Origin of the sequence: Chamaesiphon sp. VAR_48_metabat_135_sub, assembly GCF_031418915.1 — a bacterium.
GTDB lineage: Bacteria > Cyanobacteriota > Cyanobacteriia > Cyanobacteriales > Chamaesiphonaceae > Chamaesiphon.
In genome coordinates, this window is sequence record NZ_JANOJV010000021.1 from 32,818 (window position 1) to 53,929 (window position 21,112).

At 42.4% G+C, this 21,112-nt stretch carries 20 protein-coding genes; 8 read left to right on the forward strand and 12 right to left on the reverse strand.

Going from position 1 to position 21,112, the window contains the following annotated elements:
• Positions 1-31: 31 nt before the first annotated feature.
• Together RMO55_RS01440 and RMO55_RS01445 are read right to left on the reverse strand one after the other, a co-directional pair.
• Positions 32-253: a LapA family protein gene (locus RMO55_RS01440; protein ID WP_310422386.1), complete on the reverse strand. Its 222-nt coding sequence runs from the start codon at positions 251-253 to the stop codon at positions 32-34.
• Between the two features lie 306 nt (positions 254-559).
• Positions 560-1,987 carry a phosphoglucomutase/phosphomannomutase family protein gene (locus RMO55_RS01445; protein WP_310422389.1) on the reverse strand — a complete coding sequence of 476 codons (1,428 nt, stop codon included), beginning with the start codon at positions 1,985-1,987 and terminating at the stop codon, positions 560-562.
• A 237-nt stretch (positions 1,988-2,224) separates the two neighbouring features.
• Between RMO55_RS01445 and RMO55_RS01450 the strand changes: the two genes are divergently transcribed.
• Positions 2,225-2,785 carry an Npun_F5560 family protein gene (locus RMO55_RS01450; protein WP_310422392.1) on the forward strand — a complete coding sequence of 187 codons (561 nt, stop codon included), beginning with the start codon at positions 2,225-2,227 and terminating at the stop codon, positions 2,783-2,785.
• 264 nt (positions 2,786-3,049) lie between these two features.
• A complete protein-coding gene (locus RMO55_RS01455) occupies positions 3,050-4,051 on the forward strand; it encodes a GDP-mannose 4,6-dehydratase (RefSeq protein WP_310422395.1) in 1,002 nt (333 codons plus the stop codon).
• Between the two features lie 209 nt (positions 4,052-4,260).
• On the opposite strand, the gene RMO55_RS01460 is transcribed toward RMO55_RS01455, so the two are convergent.
• From RMO55_RS01460 to RMO55_RS01470, 3 genes are all read right to left on the reverse strand, one after another.
• Positions 4,261-6,966, reverse strand: coding sequence for a glycosyltransferase (locus tag RMO55_RS01460; protein WP_310422398.1), 2,706 nt, complete (start codon positions 6,964-6,966; stop codon positions 4,261-4,263).
• Between the two features lie 122 nt (positions 6,967-7,088).
• Complete coding sequence (locus RMO55_RS01465) at positions 7,089-8,252, reverse strand: class I SAM-dependent methyltransferase (protein WP_310422401.1); 1,164 nt, start codon at positions 8,250-8,252, stop codon at positions 7,089-7,091.
• 2 nt (positions 8,253-8,254) lie between these two features.
• A complete protein-coding gene (locus tag RMO55_RS01470; RefSeq protein WP_310422404.1) occupies positions 8,255-9,160 on the reverse strand; it encodes an NAD(P)-dependent oxidoreductase in 906 nt (301 codons plus the stop codon).
• Positions 9,161-9,327: 167 nt separating this feature from the next.
• Here RMO55_RS01470 and RMO55_RS01475 point away from each other — a divergent pair, with 167 nt between their 5' ends.
• Positions 9,328-10,317: a DapH/DapD/GlmU-related protein gene (locus RMO55_RS01475; protein WP_310422407.1), complete on the forward strand. Its 990-nt coding sequence runs from the start codon at positions 9,328-9,330 to the stop codon at positions 10,315-10,317.
• Here RMO55_RS01475 and rfbC read toward each other — a convergent pair.
• Genes rfbC through RMO55_RS01500 form a run of 5 tightly spaced genes read right to left on the reverse strand, consistent with a single transcriptional unit; the run spans position 10,314 to position 14,438 of the window.
• Complete coding sequence (gene rfbC, locus RMO55_RS01480) at positions 10,314-10,847, reverse strand: dTDP-4-dehydrorhamnose 3,5-epimerase (RefSeq protein ID WP_310422409.1); 534 nt, start codon at positions 10,845-10,847, stop codon at positions 10,314-10,316. The genes RMO55_RS01475 and rfbC overlap by 4 nt on opposite strands.
• Positions 10,844-12,082: a class I SAM-dependent methyltransferase gene (locus RMO55_RS01485; RefSeq protein WP_310422411.1), complete on the reverse strand. Its 1,239-nt coding sequence runs from the start codon at positions 12,080-12,082 to the stop codon at positions 10,844-10,846. The genes rfbC and RMO55_RS01485 overlap by 4 nt, the downstream gene beginning before the upstream one ends.
• An 8-nt stretch (positions 12,083-12,090) precedes the next feature.
• A complete protein-coding gene (locus RMO55_RS01490) occupies positions 12,091-13,176 on the reverse strand; it encodes a GDP-mannose 4,6-dehydratase (RefSeq protein WP_310422415.1) in 1,086 nt (361 codons plus the stop codon).
• Between the two features lie 39 nt (positions 13,177-13,215).
• Complete coding sequence (gene rfbF, locus RMO55_RS01495; protein ID WP_310422418.1) at positions 13,216-13,986, reverse strand: glucose-1-phosphate cytidylyltransferase; 771 nt, start codon at positions 13,984-13,986, stop codon at positions 13,216-13,218.
• Positions 13,987-14,027: 41 nt separating this feature from the next.
• A complete protein-coding gene (locus RMO55_RS01500; protein ID WP_310422420.1) occupies positions 14,028-14,438 on the reverse strand; it encodes a tetratricopeptide repeat protein in 411 nt (136 codons plus the stop codon).
• Positions 14,439-14,560: 122 nt separating this feature from the next.
• Between RMO55_RS01500 and RMO55_RS01505 the strand changes: the two genes are divergently transcribed.
• From RMO55_RS01505 to RMO55_RS01520, 4 genes are all read left to right on the forward strand, one after another.
• Positions 14,561-15,397, forward strand: a complete 837-nt coding sequence (locus tag RMO55_RS01505) for a hypothetical protein (protein WP_310422423.1) — start codon at positions 14,561-14,563, stop codon at positions 15,395-15,397.
• A 146-nt stretch (positions 15,398-15,543) separates the two neighbouring features.
• Positions 15,544-16,644: an ATP-grasp domain-containing protein gene (locus tag RMO55_RS01510; protein WP_396134145.1), complete on the forward strand. Its 1,101-nt coding sequence runs from the start codon at positions 15,544-15,546 to the stop codon at positions 16,642-16,644.
• Between the two features lie 186 nt (positions 16,645-16,830).
• Positions 16,831-17,727, forward strand: coding sequence for a CoA-binding protein (locus RMO55_RS01515; protein ID WP_310422429.1), 897 nt, complete (start codon positions 16,831-16,833; stop codon positions 17,725-17,727).
• Between the two features lie 88 nt (positions 17,728-17,815).
• Positions 17,816-18,940, forward strand: coding sequence for an aldo/keto reductase (locus RMO55_RS01520; RefSeq protein WP_310422432.1), 1,125 nt, complete (start codon positions 17,816-17,818; stop codon positions 18,938-18,940).
• Between the two features lie 72 nt (positions 18,941-19,012).
• Here the strand turns inward: RMO55_RS01520 and RMO55_RS01525 are convergent, their stop codons facing one another.
• On the reverse strand, positions 19,013-19,513 hold the full coding sequence (locus tag RMO55_RS01525) for a hypothetical protein (RefSeq protein ID WP_310422435.1): 501 nt from the start codon (positions 19,511-19,513) through the stop codon (positions 19,013-19,015).
• 189 nt (positions 19,514-19,702) lie between these two features.
• Between RMO55_RS01525 and RMO55_RS01530 the strand changes: the two genes are divergently transcribed.
• Positions 19,703-20,005, forward strand: coding sequence for a hypothetical protein (locus RMO55_RS01530; protein WP_310422438.1), 303 nt, complete (start codon positions 19,703-19,705; stop codon positions 20,003-20,005).
• Between the two features lie 48 nt (positions 20,006-20,053).
• Here the strand turns inward: RMO55_RS01530 and RMO55_RS01535 are convergent, their stop codons facing one another.
• Positions 20,054-20,995, reverse strand: a complete 942-nt coding sequence (locus RMO55_RS01535) for a diacylglycerol kinase family lipid kinase (RefSeq protein WP_310422441.1) — start codon at positions 20,993-20,995, stop codon at positions 20,054-20,056.
• Between the last annotated feature and the right edge of the window lie 117 nt (positions 20,996-21,112).

Here is a 21,112-nt window from a genome sequence, read left to right on the forward strand (position 1 = left end):
AGCAATCGCGTCGATCGAACTACAAATGGATTTATCCTCTGCGTTTGGAGGTAGAATTGCTACCAAGCAAAGGTAAACAGCCACCGATTGTAAAGCCAATCGCGACAGCACCAGCTAACACTAGTCCCCACGGTAAATCGATCGATCTCCAGAATACAAATTTTAGGCTGACTAGGCTAGCATTTTGGACTGATAATAGCGCAATTAGGGCGATCCAGGTGGCGGCGATCGTCGAAATAATTAAATTTGTCATGGTTATGGTTAATTCAAGGCTGACATCCACTCAATGATTGCGATTGAATTATCAAGTACGATCCAATTCACTGAATTTGAATATCGATCTTGTAGTTCTAGAGCCTTTCCTCTGTCACGTTGGGGATAATCCCAAAAAACGTATTTTATAGCTCTTTTGAAAGTGTGGATTTTCCAGCACCACAACAACCAATCACCAAAATGCGCTGCATATTTATCAAAATGACTTGGAGGAGGCGGAGTGAAAAATCCCCTCCGGGGAGGGGCGATAGAGCCATCGGCTCTATCGGGGTGAGTAGATCTATCCTTACTTCAAAGCCTCAATCGCAGACTCCATTGTCGAGGCTAGTTGCTGCAACTGTTCGGCTGAATTAGTCTCTAAATAAACGCGAATCAACGGCTCTGTACCGGAGGCGCGCAGCAATACCCAACCACCATCGGCGAGATAGAATTTCACCCCATCTTTGCGTCCGACTTCCTTAACCTCAATCCCCGCGATGCTTGTGGGCGGATTTTCGGTGTAGGTTTTCATCACCGCTTCTTTGTGAGCATTGTCGAGATGTAAGTCCAGACGACGGTTGGATAATGGTCCCCCAGCTTCAGCGATGACTTCTGCTACCATTTGGCTCAATGGTTTACCTTCGTAGGCGATCGCTTCAGCAATCAGCATATCAGCCAAGATACCATCCTTTTCGGGAATATGCCCGATGACGCTCAAGCCACCAGATTCTTCGCCGCCGATGAGAACGGGGATTTCGCGCATCTGTTCGCCGATATATTTGAACCCGACGGCGGTTTCAATTAAGGGGACACCATGCTTGGCAGCAAAGTTGTCTAAGAGGTGGGTAGTTGCCACTGTACGGACGATCGCGCCCGTTTTACCCTTATTCTTGATCAAGTGCTTGGCAAGCACCAGCAGGACGGTATTTGGCGTGAGCATGTTGCCTAACTCATCGACAATCCCAAATCTATCTGCGTCGCCATCTGTCGCGACACCGAGATCGGCTTTATCCTTTTGCACAGCGGCGATAAGTTCGCCAAGGAGTTCGGCTTTCGGTTCTGGCATTCCACCACCGAATAATACATCCCGCTGCATGTGGAAGGTTTCAGTTTCGCAACCGCAATGGAGCAATACTTTGTCCAAATAGCCCCGCGAGGTGGAATACATCGCATCAAATTTGACTTTGAGCTTCGCCGACCGAATCCGCTCGACATCAAGTAGGGTATAGATAAATTTAAAATATTCTGGCTGCGGATCGAAGGTGCTAATGTTCCCGCTATTTTTCTTCTCTGGTGGTGCATCACTAGCAGCATCCAGATTACCCACGATCGTATCCGTGATTTCTAGGGTTGCTGGCCCTGCATAATCGGGGATATACTTAATCCCACAATAAGCTGCGGGATTGTGACTGGCGGTAAACATCAGCGCACCCGCCGAGTTTAAATGCCGAGCATTATAAGCAATTACTGGAGTCGGACAATCTCGATCGACAATTTTCACCGTCCACCCCAAATCTGCGAGGATTTCCGCCGCAGTATGGGCAAACTCATCTGCCAAGAACCTGGGATCGTAAGCGACTAAAACCGGACGATCCTGACTGTAAGCCGTGCTAAGATAGGCGGCGATCGCTCTTGTCACCTTACACACATTAGCAAAGGTAAAATCCTCGGCGATGATTCCCCGCCATCCATCAGTCCCAAACTTAATTTGATGCGTACTGCTACCTGCGCTCATCGTTGACTGCCTTCTCTAGCTGATATTTCTGCTCCCTTTAAGCCTATCACGATCGGGTATCTGGAATCGATATTCTAGCTGTCTAAGCGGGGTTTAGAGATTGAGTGTACTATATCTCAAGTGAGGGGCAATGTCTTGTCTGGCTGCAAAGTTGCGCTAAACCATCGCTCTAACCAACCTACTAGCCCTAGGCCCAGAATTCTGCTAAGTTTAGCTTAATCATTGTGGTGATACCTCGTGAACCAAACTCAATCCCCGAACATATCAACGTTAAAAGCCGAAGTTGCTAGGTTTCGTGAAGAACTTAGTATTCGCGACAAACTCGTTCAGCAACTATCGCAAGAACTATTTCGGCTAGTTAAAGATAACACCGCTTATGCGCCCAGACCAGAAGTTGCTGGGGATTATCGATCTGAAGTTCGATTGCTCCGCGAACAACTTCAAGGAGTCGAACAGCAAGTTCAATTTTATCAAGAGCAACTCCAGCATCGGGATCTAGAAATTCAGCAACTACGCCAAACCATTCGCGAACTCAACGAACGCGGGCAAATGTTGGAGCAGGTAATTAGAGAGTTGCCTAAAGTATATACTCGCAAATTTGCCGAACGCTTGGCACCGATTAAGACCAAAATTATGGCATTACAGAGCGAAAACCGCCAACTGCAAGCAGATTTAGTCGCCGTTACAGATCGACTCGCAGCCAGAGGAATGAGGCTCGAGCCGCCAACACTGGAGTTCCAATTAGACTTACCCGACATCAGCCAGCAACAATCATTGACTTTACTCAGCCATGTCTAAAACCGCGATCTATCCACAGTAGCTTGATTTGGAGTGCCCAGTTGAGTATGTTGGGGTTTCATTCTGGCTGATGAGCGACAGCCGAAGCACAACCCAACATACAAATCTTTAATCCAAACTCAGGTTAAGTAGCCAGAATTTAATTAGATTGGGGGTGCTAGCAAATCATCCAAATGTGGGAAAGATAACTAGGTGACTTGTCAGTCATAATTTTGACACTGACAGACATCAGATCTTGTCTCCATTTTGGTGGCTGTTAGCAACATGAAGAAAGCATTGATTACCGGATTAACCGGACAAGATGGTTCGTATCTCGCCGAACTCTTACTGACCAAAGGATATCAGGTATTTGGCTTGGTCAGGCGATCGAGTGGGAGTAATCTCGATCGCATCGGTCATCTGGGAGATCGAATTCAGGTAATATCAGGGGATCTACTCGATCAAACATCCCTGATGGATGCCATCACTGTCGCTCAACCCGATGAAGTCTATAATCTGGCATCCCAAAGCTATATTCCCACCTCTTGGACGCAACCATCACTCACGGCTGAATATACAGCACTAGGCGTATCTCGTCTACTCGAAGCCATCCGTCGCTGTCAGCCAGATGCTCGATTTTATCAAGCTTCTAGTAGCGAAGTATTTGGCGAACCAGAAACTTCGCCCCAAGATGAGCGCACCGCTTTTCGTCCCCGCAATCCCTATGGTGCAGCCAAAGCCTACGCCCATTGGATGACGATTAACTATCGCCAGCAATACAATCTTTATGCCTGTTGTGGGATTACTTATACCCACGAATCCCCTCGCCGTGGTGCAGAGTTTGTGTTTCGGAAAATCACCCGCACCGCCGCAATGATTAAACTGGGGCTAGCCTCGGAATTGAAACTGGGTAATCTCGATGCCAAACGCGATTGGTGTTATGCCAAAGATGCTGTCATGGCAATGTGGTTGATGTTGCAGCAAGAGCAACCAGATGATTATATTATTGCCAGTGGTGAGACTCATTCGGTCAGAGAACTGGTTGAATGTGCCTTTAATTATGTCGGTTTAAATTGGCAGGACTATGTAGTTATCGATCCGAGTTTTTATCGCCCTGATGAGGCAGTACAGTTAGTTGGTAATATCGATCGAACTAAAGCAAAATTGCGCTGGCAACCAGAGTATTCTTTCCAGCAATTAGTAGAGTTAATGTTAGAAAGCGATCTCCAACAATTAAGCAAAGACGCGATCGATCCAAAAGTTCAGCTTGTATCGCAGTTAAATTAATTCATGTTTTATCTCAATCCAGATATTAAGAGAACTGCACAAAATAAATGATCCCACAACATTAACCCACATTCCGCACTTCATGGGTACCCTAAATATTCGCCATAGCACTGGATCGATCTTTCTGTGTAACTCTATCTCAATAAATAAAGTAGGGGCAATTCATGAATTGCCCCTACTTTATTTATCAATATAGTCAGAAGATCGAATTAGACCAAAGCTAAAACTGGAGATACAGATAGCTGAATTTCACTAATTAGATGAGCACCAGATAACTCGATTGCGCCAACATCCTCTAACTCTAATTTAATCTTTCCTGCTAGTTTGGGCAGTAATTCTACCCATTGAATTGGAGCTAATTGACCAGTGAAAGAAATCGCTAAAGACTCAGTAATATCTATGTCAGCACCCATCATTAAATTCATTGCAACACCAGCTATCAGTGCTTCGACAGCTTCTGGATCTACACTATGACTAGTATCAATTAGTAATGTCATTTCACCCACAGATGGATCTTGTGCTAATCGATAAAAAATCCCACCTAATTCTTCACCTAATTCTTCTTCATCTGCCGACCAATTAGGGAAAATAATTAAATTTCGTGAATTAAGTTGTAGATGTGCTAAAGTTCGATCGAGTAGTACTGACTGAACAATTGCAGCCATTTTGCTCCATGAGAACTTTTGAGATTGGACTAGTCCTTTAGCAATTAAATCATCGCGAATTTCAGGTTGCCGAACATTGACTAAAGCTTGAGTCATTTCCTCAATACTAGAATCATCAATATAAATTGCTGATGCCCCTGCAACTTCAGGAATCGAAGCATTATGACAGGTAATAACCGGACAACCAGAAGCTAAAGCCTCGACAATTGGTAATCCAAAACCTTCATATTTTGAAGGATATAGCAGGGCGATTGCACCTGCATATGCTAGATTGAGACTGCGATCGTCTAATTGGAGACAATGAACTTTACTATCTGGTGCATAGATAGAATACTCCTCAGCATTGATTCCGGCTGCACCAGTACAAACAATATCAAAATCGCTACCATTTGCCAATTTAGCAAACCCTTGCCAGAACAGAATAGTATTCTTATAACCACCACCAGCACCTACTAATAAAAAGTAAGGCTTATTAATGCCATGCTGAGTGCGGAATGATTCAATTTCTGTTGCGTTAGCAGGTTTAAAGATTGAGTTAACACCACAAAGTGCAGGAGTAACAGTTAATGCATCTATCGCTGGATAGCATTTAATTAAATCTTTAGCAGTATGTTCAGAAATGGTGAGAAACGCCGAAGCATGAGCGATTCCCCGCTGTTTTTCTTGCCACATTGGGATGCTCAGATCGGCACCCAAGATTTCAGGAATCATGTCATAAGCCATGAAGACAGATGGTGTCTCGATCGGTGTAGTGTAATAGGTAGAGATAAACAATTCTGCACCTAAATCGTTACATACCTGCTGCAACATCTGGCGATCGGTATCAGTGTTATTATAGTCATAAGCAGGAATCTGATAATAACTAATTCCTTCTATTTTAGGTGCTGAACCTACTCGATCTAGTACGACTAAATGACTGCCAAATTCAGTATTTGCCCACTCCTCTAATAGAGATTTCCAAACACGAGCAATACCAGTACTATAGAGTTGAAAGAAAACACCATCGATCGCAATTTTAGGAGAAATATATTTATTGCTAAATCTTAAATGTGGCGATTCGTAAATCTTGAGTTCTGTTAAATTTGGTAGAATACCCTGAGCTAATTTAGCAGCATCTGCTACGTTGAAAATTCCAGCTTGTTCACAATTAATCCGAATATGTAGTGATTGTCCATTGGCATTTGGGATAAAACCTTGAAAATTCAGGCTATCTCTCAGTTGAAGAATAGGTATATTTAAAGATGATATTGGGATGTCATATTTTAATGCTAGAGCTTCAATATAAATTTTAGTTGATTCGTAAATTGTTGCATCTCGATTGATCTGTGCAGCAATCGCAGCTAGATAACTATAAATATTTACAACTAAATTATTATCATCAGCAAAGAAAAGTTCTTTTGTTTTGAATTGAACTCCAGCCACTACAGTTTCAGGACTAACTGGTGTGAGAATTGTTTCTCCAGCCGTGATACTTGGATGAGATTGTGTTGATAAATCTTTCTTCTCATCAGCCTGATAATCTTGAATAGGTTTACTGTCTAAACTAGGATATAATGCTGATGCTCCACCACTATGTCCAGAAGTTCCAGTAATAGATATAGAGCGGAAAGAATAAAGATATCGATCGGAAAAATATGCGTTAACAATTCCTGAATATACATCTGGAGAATGAGTATGAAAGTATCTACCATGTATGGACTTAACTCGTGAAATAATATCACGGTGAATTAGTGAATTGTAAACCATCGGTAGTTCTTCATGAGAAGAATGATGCTGATAAAAAAATTCGAGAAAATTTCGTGAATTTCTAATTTCAGCTACTTGTTGTAAGTTAACACCCAATCGATTTTGTAGCCACGGTACTATGCAACTAGACCAGCCGTAGAAATGACGCGCCCAAGAAATAATTTTAAAATCATACTCAGCAATCAGATTAGCTGCAAGTTCTAATCCATCTGGCATTAAGGCATCATCATCACCTAAAACAAATATATATGTGCCAGTAGTTTTAGACAATCCAAATTCCCAACTATCTGCCATCCCAAATCTTTCTGGTGTCCGAAAGTATTTGATACGAGGATCTTCAAAGCTGTTAGCTACTTGAGATGTTTCTATGGTACTAAAGTTATCAGAAATTACTAGCTCGAAATCTTGATAGCTTTGATTGATGACACTTTGAATAGCATACTTGAGGGTATCATGTCTTTGGCGAGTAGGAATAATTATTGAAAATAAAGGCTTGGATGTCATAATAAAACTCATATTTTTTATAAGTAAGGCAGGTATTTAACTGATTATGAAGGGACATATATATTCGATGTCAAGCACTTCTATTAATATGTTAAAATTTAGATCTCGCAAACTATATATTTTTAATCAATTAATTGCAACTCTAAATTAGCTAGTTTGAGTAAGGCAATATTTTCTTGATGATAGTTAGGATTCATCAGAATTGCCGATTTAATGCCATGTTGCTCGATATCGAGATAGTTAATAATAGGATGCCCAGTTCCAGGTATATAACCACCATGCTTATGAGGATTGAGATCGATTACAGCGGAAATTGATTCTCGCTGCGAATCGATGAGATTTGCCAGGGTTACGCCTTTGGCACCTGCACCCCACAAAGCTACTCCTCCTCGCTCTTGTAGTTGAGCAATTTGCGATTTTAGCCGAGCGGCGATCTGTTGTTCTGATTTGGTAAATTCAATTGCCAGCTTTGAAATTTGACAGGGATTATAAGTAACATTAACTGGTTTCTGGCCAATCGATGCTTCTAGCCACAAATATTGTTTACCAAAGATATGTTTGACATTATTAACTTCAAAGCCAGCTTGCTCGAATGCTGTTGTCAGTGACTGAGCAGTAAAGTAAGAACAATGTTCGTAAAAAAAGTCCCATACAACCTGATTATCTAGAATCCATTCGACACAGGGAGTTTCAAAAAATAGTCGTGCATGAGGAGAATTGACTAGTGCAGCACGGATCGATCTCAATAAATCTACCGGATTGGGCACATGTTCGATTACATGCCGACAAATGACAATATCGACTGGAATATGCGTACAATCAGTACCATAATAACGTTGTTCAAATTTTAATCTAGGATGCTCATCAATCTGAGCAATATAACTAGGATCGCAGCCATAGCCATAGTTATTCGCTGATTCTAACTCTACTAATTTACGCAAAAAATGACCTTGACCGCAACCGATTTCTAAAATCCGGCTATTTTTAACTTGTAAATCTTCGATCAGATAGTTTGCAAGTTTATTTAGATACTCCTCAAAGAATGGCGAGTGATTTTGAGCGTTGTCATAGTTTTCACCATATTTCAACAAATCAGGATCGAAAGACTGATTAAATACGAAGCCACACTGATGACACGCGGTCAATGTTAATTCACCACGTTGATGTTGAATAGCGTCATGCCTAGATTTAAGTAATAAATTCTGTTGAGTTGGAACTAGATTTCGCTCTAAAAAAGATGCAATCTTGTTTGAATCACATACTGGACAATTAGAAGATCGAATCATGATTATATAACCTGTTGTTTCCAAAAATTAATAGTTTCTTGAATGCCACTAGCTAAATCGTATTGAGGATACCAATTTAATTCCGATCTTAATCGATCTGGACTAGCAACAACTAGATGTGCTTCTTGACTTTTACTAGGAATAGCACCAAATTCGACTAAATCGGCACGATCGAGTGTATTAGCAATCTGTTCGACTAAATTTCTAATAGATATTGGTATGCCAGAGCCAATATCGATCGATCCCACAAGATTCGATCCCAATAATCGAACTAAGGCATCAGCAACATCACGAACATAGAGAAAATCTCTAATTTGTATTCCAGCAGAACACTGAGCCAATTTATTACTTAATAACGATCTAATTACTGATGATACTAGTCGATTAGGATCTTCATATTGACCGTACAACCAAAAAATTCGACCCCAGGTATAACTAATATCTGTTTGCTGGCAAAAGGAATCTAACATCAAAGAAAAAGCTTGTTTACAAGTTCCATAGGGAGTTTGAGGAGCTATTGGTGTAAAATTGGCTTGACAATATCCATATTTCCAGTCATATTCAGCACAACTACCTGCTGCTACAATTCTGGTGCCGCCACATTCTGCAAACATTCTAACTAGATCGAGGCTAACTTGCACCCATTGAAAATTTTCTAATGCCGTCCAATATTTTCCAGGAACAGCATACCAAGCAAGATGGAGTAAGTGAGAAGGACGAATTTTTATCATTACATTTTGCAGTGCAACTCGATCGAATAGATCTACTTGATGCCAATGTATCTCTAAATTTTCGATAAGTAAAGGATGTCTTGATATTGCATGTAATTCATACCCATGTTCTGACAATAAAGGTAAGCAATGATGACCAATAAATCCCGATGCACCTGTAATTAGAACTTTCTTCATAGGGTAAAAGCTGGACAAGTTCGATCTGCTATCTATATTTAGAGTTCCCTGTTTAGACCTAAAATAAACATTATGCTAATTTTTTTGTCGCGTTCGATAATGAAGCTGTTAGTAATATATCGAAAATGGGAAGATTAGGAATAGAACTACTAGCAACTATCTCTCTTATGGAAACAAGTCTGACGATTCAATCCACAGATAATCTCATAGATCGAGCACTGGCTCATCATAATCAATCTCAATTAGCTCAAGCTGAAGAATTGTATCAACAAGTCTTGACTCTAGAGCCTGAAAATTGCAAAGTACTCAATTTGTTAGGATATTTGTATCACCAGATTGGTAATAATGAATTAGCGATCAAATTAATCGGGCAAGCTATTTTTATCGATCCAGAGCAGGCATATTTTTACAAAACTGCTGGGCAGGTATATTTTCTACTTAGAAATTTTGAAGATGCGGTAGATGCATTCAGAGAAGCACTAAATTTAGGCGATCGATCTGCTGACAATTATGATGCTTTGATAAATTCACTAGAAGCAATAGATCTGCATGAAGAAGCAGCACAAACTATTTTAGACAAAGAGCAAACACACAAATTCAGATTACCTTATACACGGAATTTTTCTCAATATATTAAATATTCGATCGGAGAATATACTTACGGTGCCCCAATAGTGAAAGATTGGCATCAAGGTTCGACTTTAAAAATTGGTAATTTTAGTTCTATTGCTGAAAATGTCACCGTTTTACTAGGTGGTAATCACCCCACAGACTGGGTTTCATCCTTTCCGTTTGGTATGGTTTTTGAAGAATTCAAAGAACGGCATTATGAATATCCAAAATTAAGCAAGGGTAGTGTAATTATTGGCAATGACGTATGGATCGGACTTAATACAACAATCTTATCAGGAGTCACCATCGGTGATGGTGCGATTGTTGCTGCTGGCAGTATCGTTACTAAAAATGTCGAACCTTATGCTATCGTCGGTGGTAATCCAGCAAAGTTAATTAAAAAGAGATTTAGCGATGAAGCAATATCTAAATTATTATTAATTAAATGGTGGGAGTGGGAGATCGATAAAATCAAAGATAATTTAGATTTAATTATGTCAGACAATATCGATCTATTTATCGATCGACATTTGCCATCAGCTTAAATTAAAGTAAAATCTGGATAGTCTCGATCGCGTTGATTAATAATAGTTACAGCTAAGGGCATTTCAATCCCAAAAGCTGGATCGTTCCATCTTACCCCTCTAGCCGAATCTGCGTTGTATACCCCAGACATTTGGTAAAACACTTCCGTGTCATCTACTAGCGTTTGTAAGCCATGAGCACAGCCAGGAGGGATGTAAAACATCTGATGATTATCGGCGGTTAATTCCGCCGCTACCCACTGTTTAAAGGTGGAAGATTCTGGGCGTAAATCTAGAATGACATCATAGATAGCTCCTCTGGTACAGCGAACTAATTTAGTTTCAGTCTCAGGAGCCACTTGATAGTGCATCCCTCTTATAGTTCCCCGTTGGGAAGTAAAGGAAACATTGCATTGGTGGAAATTTGTTTCTAATCCATGTTGGCTGAATTCCTTGGTGCAAAATGTCCGTGAAAAAAAGCCACGCTCATCAGCGATAGGTTGGATTTCAATTAGATATGCACCAGGAATTTTAGTTGGGGTAAATTTCATAAGATCTCTAATTGAGGAATGGGAACGACAAATTTACCATCCCAATCGCGAATATGTGCCATTTGTTCGACGATCTCAGATCGCAAGTTCCATGGTAGAATTAGTAAATAATCTGGTTTTGTTTCGGAGATTCGATCGGGACTATGAATTGGGATATGAGTTCCAGGTAAAAATAAGCCCTGCTTGTGTGGGCTACGATCGACTGTATAATCAATAAAGTCAGTCCGAACACCGCAATAATTTAATAAAGTGTTCCCTTTTGCAGGTGCGCCATAACCAACGACAGATTTACCTTCATTTTTAGCTTGAATTAAGAACCTAAGAAGTTGAAATTTGATACTTTCTACTTGCTTAGTGAAGTTTAGATAAGTATCAATTATATCGAGTTTAGCTGCAATTTCTTTGGCTTTTAATTCAGTTACCCGATCGGTTACTATTAATTTAATATTTTCACTATGCCTACCATAGATTCTCAAAGATCCACCATGAGTCGGTAATTCCTCGACATCAAATAAGGTTAAACTGTGAGCTGCGAATACTCGTTCGACAGTTAGGAAAGAGAAGTAAGAGAAATGCTCGTGATAAATGGTGTCAAATTGATTTTGGTTAATTAATTGTAGCAAGTGAGGAAATTCGATCGTGATTATTCCCTCTGGCTTGAGCAGCAATTTCATCCCTGCCACAAAATCATTGAGATCTGGTACGTGAGCTAGGACATTATTACCTAATAATAAATCTGCTTGTTTATCTAGCTCGATTAATTCTGTGGCTGTTTGTACGCCAAAGAATTTAGTTAGAGTCGGAATTCCTTTTGCTTCGGCAACTGCTGCGACATTAGTTGCTGGTTCGATGCCTAATACTGGAATATTTTGGTTTTGAAAATACTGTAATAAATATCCATCGTTACTAGCAATTTCGATAACCTGACTAGATCGATCGAATCCAAATCTTTCGACCATTAAATTAGTATACCGTTCGCAATGCTTGAGCCAGCTCTCGGAATAAGAAGAAAAGTAAGCATAATCACCGTCGCCAAAAATGTGCTCTCGCGATTCTACTTCTGGTAATTGAACTAGAAAACAGCGATCGCATACATAAGTATGAAGCGGATAAAATTTTTCAGATTTATCAATTTGTTCGACAGTTAAAAAATCATTTGAAATCGGCGATCCACCTAAATTAATAAATGTATATTGGAGAGGATGTTGACAAAAACGACAGTTATGATGGCTCATTAATATTTCTAGTTATGTACGATTTGTTGAATGGCTAAGTTAGATAAAGCTAATGTTTCGATCGAGACATAATCTATGAGAGATCCAGATCGGTCTTCGAGCATCTGTTGTTGAGAATCGAGGAAATTTTCATACCAGACGATCGTCTGTTCTAACCCTCGATCGAGTGTAAATTCAGGTGTCCAACTTAAAACATTTTTCGCTTTAGTTGCATCGAGAAATTGATGCTGAATCTCATTGTTAGCCTGATTCTGGACGATCGGATCTAAATCCGCACCCATAATCGCTACGATCTGAGTCACCAAATCTAAAACGGTAACTTGAGTCTCGTTAGAAAAATTAAATGCTTGCCCATATAAACTTGAATTAGTCGCCAATTGTTCGGCGAGTAAAGTGTATGCAGCCGCGCCATCTTCACAGTAAATATAGTCACGGATGTAACTACCATCCGAACGAATTATCGGAGCCTTTCCCTGAAGGATCGATCGAATCGTCCCAGGAATAATTCGATTCCAATTTAGATCGCCACCACCATAGAAATTTCCACAGCGGGTAATGGCGACAGGCAAATTATAGGTATGTCCGTAAGCTTGAGCGATGAGATCGGCACAAGATTTACTGACATCGTAGGGGTGTAAACCTTGAAGGGGAGTAGTTTCGACATAGGGTAGTGTATCGCAATCACCGTAAGCTTTATCTGATGAAGCCATCACAATTTGTTTGACGGTGGGACTATGACGACAAGCTTCGAGCATTTGCCACGTACCCGCGATATTAGTCTCAAAAGTCGAAATTGGGTTCCGATTGGCAATACCGACGATTGTTTGGGCTGCTAGGTGCATTACCGTATCGATTTCGTATTCGCCTAATACCCGTTCGAGAAAGACTCGATCGCCGACATCACCTCGGACGACTTTAACTCGATCGATCGATCCAGAACGAATCAATTCTGATTGAGGTACCGAATCGCGAATTACACAGACGACATCTGCACCCAAGCTTAACAGCCGTTTTACCAACCAGCCACCCAGCAATCCTGTCGCTCCAGTGACTAAAGTTGGTCGATTATCCCAAAAACTATTACTTTGACTCATAAGTCATTAATCCGCATACAGTAGCAACCCACCCGCTTATTATTCCCAAACTTGCCAGGGAGGATTGCCACTTTGCCAGAAATTTTCTAAATTGTGTTTATCGCGGAGGGTATCCATACATTGCCAGAAATCATAGTGACGGTAAGCCGCTAACTGTCCATCGATAGCTAACCGTTCCAATAACTCAACTTCTAACCCATTACTATCATTAGTTAGGTATTTAAAAACCTGGGGTTCCATCACCAAGAATCCACCATTAATCCAGCCTTCTCCTGCTTGAGGTTTTTCAGTGAAATTAGCAACTAAATCGCCCTCTAAAACTAGCCCCCCAAATCTTGCTGGTGGACGCACTGCGCTAACTGTCACTAATTTCCCGTGGGATTTGTGAAACTCCAGCAACCGCTGGAGATCGATATTACTCACGCCATCGCCATAGGTAATCATGAACGTTTCATCACCGAGATAGGGTTCTAAGCGTTTGAGTCGTCCGCCTGTATTGGTTTGGACTCCTGTATCCAACAAATGGAGTTTCCAATCTTCGCATTCTTTGACTTGGGGCTGAACTGAACCAGTAGCTAGATCCAATGTCATACTCCCATTCAGGGCGTAGTAATCCATGAAATAACGTTTGATATATTCGCCCTTGTATCCCAGTGCAACTAAGAATTCTTGAAATCCGTAGTGAGCATAGTGTTTCATGATATGCCAAAGAATTGGACGACCACCAATTTCTACCATTGGTTTGGGGCGAACTTCAGTTTCTTCAGCCAGACGTGTGCCTAAACCACCTGCTAAGAGAACGACTTTCATAGAACAAATTGATGGGTAATGAGTAAACCCTTCACCAGCAACTACTTAGACGGTTGAGTTGGTTGCGGCTCAGTTGGTTTTAGAGTACCCACTTTTTTAGGTTCAGCGATCTGTTTGTTCAGTGCCGCCAAAAATTCTTTGTATTGTATGTTGCTGGGATTGAGCTTGACGAGTTGTTCGAGAGCGGCTTTGGTGCCAGGAGCATCATTTCGACGCATCCGAATTTCTACTAACCCTCGCAGTGCCGTTTGATTATTGGGTTCTCGCTTCAAAACTCCCTCAAAACCTCTTTCTTCAGCTTGAAGTTGGGCATTCTGAGATTGGGCGGCATTTTCACTGGCAGGTTGCTCAGTCGATCGACCGAGCAATCCGCTTAGTCCCATGCCACTAGAAGCTAGAAAGGCCATTCCAGAGCCAATTAGAATAACTTTCGTTAATTTACTTTTTTCCATGATTCACTCTACTCCTGGTAATCGGGTGGGTAGCTCTTAGGTCTGAGTCAGGCTAGAGCTATTTCTTTAAGTTACCAATTTTCGGCTATTAACTATCATTTTGGATCGAAGTTAGCTAATCTATGTCAGTATCTATACCAACTTCAGGTCGGGACAAATTTAGAGCAAAATTATCCCAAGTATCGCCAACACTATTCGGACAGATCGGCTGTATTGTGGGAGTGTTTACCATCGTCGTCTATCTCCAAATTCCTCAATTAGCATCACTCAAACATAAGCATAAAATTCTCAACAAAGCCGAACTTGAGCAAGAGGAGACTAAAACGAAGGTTCAACTTGCAATTGCCAAAATGTTACCAGCGTTTGGATTTAATAATCTTGTAGCTGACTGGCATTTTATGGATTTTCTCCAATACTTTGGTGATGGGGAAGTACGGAAGAAATCTGGGTATGGAGCAGCAATGGACTATTTTGATGCGATCCTCGCTCGCGACCCTCGCTTTCTCTATGCTTATTATTATCTCTCGAATACTGCTGCTCTCTATGCTGGAGAGCCAGAACGATCGGTTAGCTTAATGAATCGCGGCTTGAAGTCACTATCCCCACAAGTACCCGATCGCAGTTATTATATCTGGAGACTTAAAGCAGTAGATGAGTTATTATTTTTAGGAAAAGTACCTGATGCTCGTAATTCAATGCTGACTGCGGCAAGCTGGGCCAAGAAATATCCCGATCTAGAGAGTCAAAATGTCGCTCGGGTTTCCCAAGATACTGCTAATTACCTAGCCCATAACCCTGGTAGCAAACGGGCGCGATTCGACGCCTGGAATATGGTTCTAGGTGCGGCGGTAGATGATTTCGTGATTAAGCGAGCGATCTCCGAAATCAGAGCCACTGGTGGTAAAGTTACAGTTAGCCCCACAGGGGAATTTGAGGTGGAAGCCCCAGCAAAAGATTAAATTAGTGGATAGTCAATAGTGAATGGTATTAATTTATGCCCGCTTTTTGTGAAAATGGCGATTACTATCGGTAGTAATCGCTGAGTTTGACACTGACCATCCACGATTTACAATCTACTATCCACTATCTCCGAACCCTCCGCTACATGGATTTACTAGAGTACCAAGCTAAAGAATTATTCCGCGAGGTCGGAATTCCAGTGTTACCATCTCAAAGGATCGATCGACCGACAGATCTCAAAGCTTTGCGGATTCCCTATCCAGTCGTATTAAAATCGCAGGTGAGTGTGGGCAATCGTGGCAAAGCTGGGGGAATTAGATTTGTCGAGAATACCATCGATGCGATCGCGGCGGCGCGGACGATCTTTAATTTGCCGATTTTGGGTGAATATCCCAAAGTACTATTAGCGGAAGCTAAGTATAATACCAGCCTGGAATTTTATCTGGCAATCGTGATCGATAGATTAGCCTGTCGTCCGGTGTTACTAGGATCGAGTGATGGGGGGATGAATATTAATGCCATCCTCGATCGCATTCATCAGGTAGTCGTCTATGATGAGTTCTCATCTTTTTATGCCCGTCGTCTTGCTTTAAAAATGGGACTTGAAGGTGACTTGATGCTGGCTGTCAGTGAGATTATCGAGAAAATGTATATCTTGATGCGGTCTCAGGATTTAGACTTAGTAGAGATCAATCCATTAGGTGTCGATCGTAATGGTGCGGTGATGGCACTAGATGGCAAAATTAGTGTCAATCATTATGCTGTGGGCAGACATCCAAATCTTCAACCTTGGCAAATTGTGGATGTTGCTCGCAATCGACTGGGAACGCTATCGCCACTCTTTACCGATGTTGGGAATATCAGCATCCTCTGTAGTGGTAATGGGTTAGCCCTTGCCATGTTGGATGGCATCGCTCAAGGAGGTGGACAAGTGGGACAATGTATCGTCGTCAATCCTGCTTGTCGGGAAGAAATCCAGATTGCACTCGATCGCGTTGGCATTTACAATCAAGGTCCCGTCCAGTCACCTACTATCGATGTTTTACTAGTCAACTTTGTGGGGAGTGAGATCGATAGTTGTCAACAAGCGATCCAATATTTGTCGCAGGAGCGAAATCTCACGATTATCTGGCGAGTCTTGGAACAGGATCTCGATCGACTAGCTGGATTGCTCCCATTATCGATTAAGCTCGTCACAAATTTCGATTTGGCAATCGCGCAGACACTAGAGATTGCTAGACAGTAATCTACTGTAGATCGAGTGACTTACCCAAAAGAATACTGACATGGGTCTATTTCCATCGCCTCACGTCTCCATTGAACTAATCGCCAGAAATATGTGGAGATCGATAGGTTTTTAAAAATGGATGGTACCAAACTGGCGAGATTGCGTTAATTTACGATCCACTATTCACTATCCACCATCCCCCCAATGACGATCGATCTTCAACTAGATAGCCGTATTTTAATTCAAGGAGTGGACAACCCTCTAGTACTTGCCGCGATCGGTCGAATGCAAATTTATGGTACTCAGCTTGTGGGGATTGTTAGCGCGGGAAAAGGGGGACAACTACTGAAAGGTCTGCCGATATTCGACTTAGTAGAACAGGCTCAAGAGACATTAGGTCCCATTGAGACTAGTTTGATTTTTGTGCCTGCTTATGAGGTATTAGATGCCGCTCTCGAAGCAATTGCGGCAGGTATTCCCCAGCTAATAATTATTACCAGAGGCGTACCGCCGCTAGATACAATCAGACTATTGCGTCAAGCCAGTATCACCAATACATTGATTCTCGGTTCTGGCAGCGCGGGGATTATTATTCCCGATCGATTATTATTAGGTATTTATCAGCCCCAATTATTTAGCCCTGGAAAAGTAGCAATTATTAGCCGCAATCAGAGTTTAACCGCCGAAATTGCCAGTGAATTAAATCAGGCAAATCTAGGTCAATCGATCGTCATTCATATTGGTAGCGATCCACTGGTTGGCTCCTCCTGTCGCCGCTGGCTAGAATGGCTACAATCAGACCCCCTGACCAAAGCGATCGTGCTTGTCGGCGATATTTGCTGGGATTCTGAAGCTGCTACGGCTGCCTATCTGCTAGCACAACAGGGAAAACCTGTCGTAGCTTACTTAGCCGGGATTCATGCCAATACACCCCACCCCCTTACTGATGCCGCGATCGTTTTGAGTCACACTCTGTCCAAACCGATCTATCATGCAGATACCATCCAACAACGAATCGAGACTTATAAACGCGCGAAAATTCCCGTCGCCAAAAAGATCGGTCAAATTCCCCACTTGCTCAAAAAATCAGGAATTAAATAATCAGTTGAAAGCGTAGGAACAGATTGTAAATTCAATCCTGATTCCCCCCCTTCCCTCTTTCCCCTTACCTCTTTCCCCTTTCCCCTAATTGCACTACCGTCGTTTTGGTCGAACTAATTTGCTACTTTCGGCATTTTCCTTAGGGACAATGCGATGTTTGGCCGATCCTGAAATAGCTTATCAAACCATCCATAAAGCAATTTCCACTGGAATCAACCATCTAGAAACAGCGCGGGGATACGGACAAAGTGAGACGTATTTGGGATTGGCTCTCCAGCGTGAACTGCCGATCGACAGATCCCAGTTGTATATTACGACCAAACTGCCGCCGACACCCGATCGAGCATTAATGGCACAGTGGATCGACGAATCCTTAGAACGCTTGCAGCTCGAATATATCGACTGTTTGGCAATTCACGGGATTAATACCCAGGAGCATTTAGATTGGGCGACAGATGGCTGTTATCCGGCGATTGCAGATGCGATCGAGTCCGGTAAGGTCAGACATGTCGGATTTTCGACTCATGGTAGTCTAGAGCTGATTCTCGCCGCGATCGAGACAAAATTATTTGAGTTTATCAACCTTCATTATTATTACTTCTACCAAAGGCTGGCTCCCGCGATCGAACTCGCGAGTAAACATGACATGGGGATATTTATCATTTCCCCTGCGGATAAAGGCGGGAAACTCTACACCCCACCGCCTAATTTAGTCGAATTGTGCGAACCATTAACACCCCTAGCATTTAATTATCGGTGGTTATTGGCAGACGATCGGATTAGTACCCTCAGTCTCGGTGCTGCAAATCCTGACGAACTATATCCCTCTCTTGATGTCGCCGATGCAGACTATCCACTGACGAATGTTGAGATGGAAATTAGCAATCGATTAGAGCGACAATTGCAAACCAGTCTCGATCCCGATCTGTGCAGTCAATGTTATGCTTGCTTACCTTGTCCCGCCCAGATTAATATACCCGAAGTATTACGGCTGCGAAATCTCTCAGTTGCTTACAATCTGACTGATTACGGACAATACCGTTATCAGATGTTTGAAAATGCTGGACATTGGTTTCCAGGGATGAAAGCCAATCGCTGTAACGAGTGCGGGGATTGTTTGCCTCGGTGTCCGCAAGAATTGAATATTCCACAGTTACTAACAGACGCACACGAGCGGTTGCATACTCGTCAGGGGCGGAGGTTGTGGGATTAAAGTTTTAAGATTGTCAATGATTAAACCGATCGAGACCGTCAATTCAACTGCCAATATTGACTATAAATTTATTTATTTATTCAATCCATCTATTAAATTCGTTGCAAACTCTCGTTCGAGTTCGCGATTAGATCCGGCGATCGATTCAGACTGACTATGTTGAGGAAAAGATAACACCAAACCCTTAGCCAGCGAATAATCTAGCGCATACCGAGCGATCGCAAACAATAGTATACTTTTGCCGACTATTAACCCATCCATCCAGATTTGGGATAACTCAAATTCACTGACATCTACCTGTGCTAAACCGCGTACTAACCCAAAAGCTAATACCGCACCAGAATTGAGATGATCGTTGCGATCGATCCGAATGATATAACGGTAAGTGACCCCAAACAGAAAACCACTGACAATCGCGATCGCTAATTCTAAACCCAGACTGACGATCGATCTAAAAGATCCAACCAACACAAATCGCTCTACTGTCATCATCAGACAATAGCTCATCCCTGCGGCAATCCCACCCAGACTACCCGCCTTCACCGATTCAATTCGTTCTAGTCGATTGTGCATCGGGTCCCAGTATAGGTAAGACCTGCCTAGAAATCAACTTTGTGCAAAGTAATGTTAAAGAAAATAGAGTAAACGATCGCGATCGTGGGCATCATTACAAAGTAGACTCAAATCTTTCGATGTTGCAGATAAGCCTGAGAGATTGCGCCCTGACAAGCTAAGATACCAATAGTAATTCAAAACCGAACAATGGTAGACCGTCCAATCAAGAAAGCCGATCGTCAAAATCCCCCAGTTGAGAGCGACGGTACCCCCAAATCTTCCGAAGCACCTAGCAAGAAAAGTAGCTCCAATCGTGGTGCAGACAAAGGTGGTAGAAGAGACTCCAACAAAAGAGACGAACCTAAAGCACCTGAAAATCTCGCTCTGATGAGAGGTCCAAAACCTAGCAAAGCCAAGCCTCCAGTCATCAAGGTGGCGGAACCAGAAGTGTCTGAAGACACGGCAGCCGAAGGTGAAACTGCCACAGAAGCAACAACAGAAGAGAGCTAGATTATTACGCTACATTCCCGACTTCTCCAAGAAGTCGGGAATTCTGCCTTACCCCTCAGATTGCCATAAAGATCGATCGGCATTGGGTGGAACCAAAACCCAGAGACTACTCGGAACCACTTGAAAACTCATCGGCGTTGTACCCAGATAATCGCCATCTACTTGCACGGGGAGAGCCTTTCCCCGCTTACCGCCAATCTCAATTTGTTTGGCTTGGTAATATTTCACCAGCGGATCGCGATTATAGTGACGAGCAAAAATCGAAATTAGCCGTTGTGGAGCGGATAGCATCCCCCGACCTTTAATCACGCAAATGTCTAATAATCCATCATCAATCGTCGCATGGGCGGTGAATTTCACCACTCCACCATAGAGTTGACTATTGCCGATGACTACCATCAAAATTTTACCCCGCACTCGCTTGCCATCGATCCGCAATTTCAGTCGCACACCGCGAAAATTCCAGGCAATTTGAATTGCTTGTTTGATATAAGCGATCGCACCCAGTCTTTTCTTCTCTTTGGCACATACATTCGCCGTTACCGCCGCATCAAATCCAATTCCCGCCATCAGCAGGAAATAGCGATTTCCCGCCATGCCTACGTCAATTTGGGCTAATTCTGACTTAGTTAAACTTTCGGCAGCCTTGAGCATATCCATCGATAAACCCATTTCTCGTGCCCAAATATTCACCGTCCCCAATGGCAGTGTGCCCAAGGCGGTGGTGGTACCGACTAAGCCATTCATCACCTCATTGACCGTACCGTCGCCTCCAGCCGCAATTACTGCGTGATAGCCTGCTTGCGCTGCTTGTTGAGCCTTGCTGGTAGCATCGCCTGGTGCGGTGGTGGCAGCGATTTGGACTTGCCAACCACGTTCGCGCCACAAATTTGCGACTCGATCGAGTGTATTCTTTAAATTGGAGGACTGCCCCGCTGCGGGGTTGTAGATAATCAGAACTTGAGGATTGGGTGTTAGGCTAGCACGCATTGGGAAAGTTTATCGGACTTAATATAAGTTCAGCTACATTTCCCTAAGAATTTTTAATTCTTACCGATTGAATCTTGACTGAAGGGTAAGATCGTTTGAGGTTATTTCCGTGTCTAG

Coding starts and splice junctions, on each gene's coding strand:
- RMO55_RS01440 (WP_310422386.1), bottom strand. CDS start 253: ATGACAAATTTAATTATTTCGACGATCGCCGCCACCTGGATCGCCCTA.
- RMO55_RS01445 (WP_310422389.1), bottom strand. CDS start 1,987: ATGAGCGCAGGTAGCAGTACGCATCAAATTAAGTTTGGGACTGATGGA.
- RMO55_RS01455 (WP_310422395.1), top strand. CDS start 3,050: ATGAAGAAAGCATTGATTACCGGATTAACCGGACAAGATGGTTCGTAT.
- RMO55_RS01460 (WP_310422398.1), bottom strand. CDS start 6,966: ATGACATCCAAGCCTTTATTTTCAATAATTATTCCTACTCGCCAAAGA.
- RMO55_RS01465 (WP_310422401.1), bottom strand. CDS start 8,252: ATGATTCGATCTTCTAATTGTCCAGTATGTGATTCAAACAAGATTGCA.
- RMO55_RS01470 (WP_310422404.1), bottom strand. CDS start 9,160: ATGAAGAAAGTTCTAATTACAGGTGCATCGGGATTTATTGGTCATCAT.
- RMO55_RS01475 (WP_310422407.1), top strand. CDS start 9,328: ATGGAAACAAGTCTGACGATTCAATCCACAGATAATCTCATAGATCGA.
- rfbC (WP_310422409.1), bottom strand. CDS start 10,847: ATGAAATTTACCCCAACTAAAATTCCTGGTGCATATCTAATTGAAATC.
- RMO55_RS01485 (WP_310422411.1), bottom strand. CDS start 12,082: ATGAGCCATCATAACTGTCGTTTTTGTCAACATCCTCTCCAATATACA.
- RMO55_RS01490 (WP_310422415.1), bottom strand. CDS start 13,176: ATGAGTCAAAGTAATAGTTTTTGGGATAATCGACCAACTTTAGTCACT.
- rfbF (WP_310422418.1), bottom strand. CDS start 13,986: ATGAAAGTCGTTCTCTTAGCAGGTGGTTTAGGCACACGTCTGGCTGAA.
- RMO55_RS01500 (WP_310422420.1), bottom strand. CDS start 14,438: ATGGAAAAAAGTAAATTAACGAAAGTTATTCTAATTGGCTCTGGAATG.
- RMO55_RS01505 (WP_310422423.1), top strand. CDS start 14,561: ATGTCAGTATCTATACCAACTTCAGGTCGGGACAAATTTAGAGCAAAA.
- RMO55_RS01510 (WP_396134145.1), top strand. CDS start 15,544: ATGGATTTACTAGAGTACCAAGCTAAAGAATTATTCCGCGAGGTCGGA.
- RMO55_RS01515 (WP_310422429.1), top strand. CDS start 16,831: ATGACGATCGATCTTCAACTAGATAGCCGTATTTTAATTCAAGGAGTG.
- RMO55_RS01525 (WP_310422435.1), bottom strand. CDS start 19,513: ATGCACAATCGACTAGAACGAATTGAATCGGTGAAGGCGGGTAGTCTG.
- RMO55_RS01530 (WP_310422438.1), top strand. CDS start 19,703: ATGGTAGACCGTCCAATCAAGAAAGCCGATCGTCAAAATCCCCCAGTT.
- RMO55_RS01535 (WP_310422441.1), bottom strand. CDS start 20,995: ATGCGTGCTAGCCTAACACCCAATCCTCAAGTTCTGATTATCTACAAC.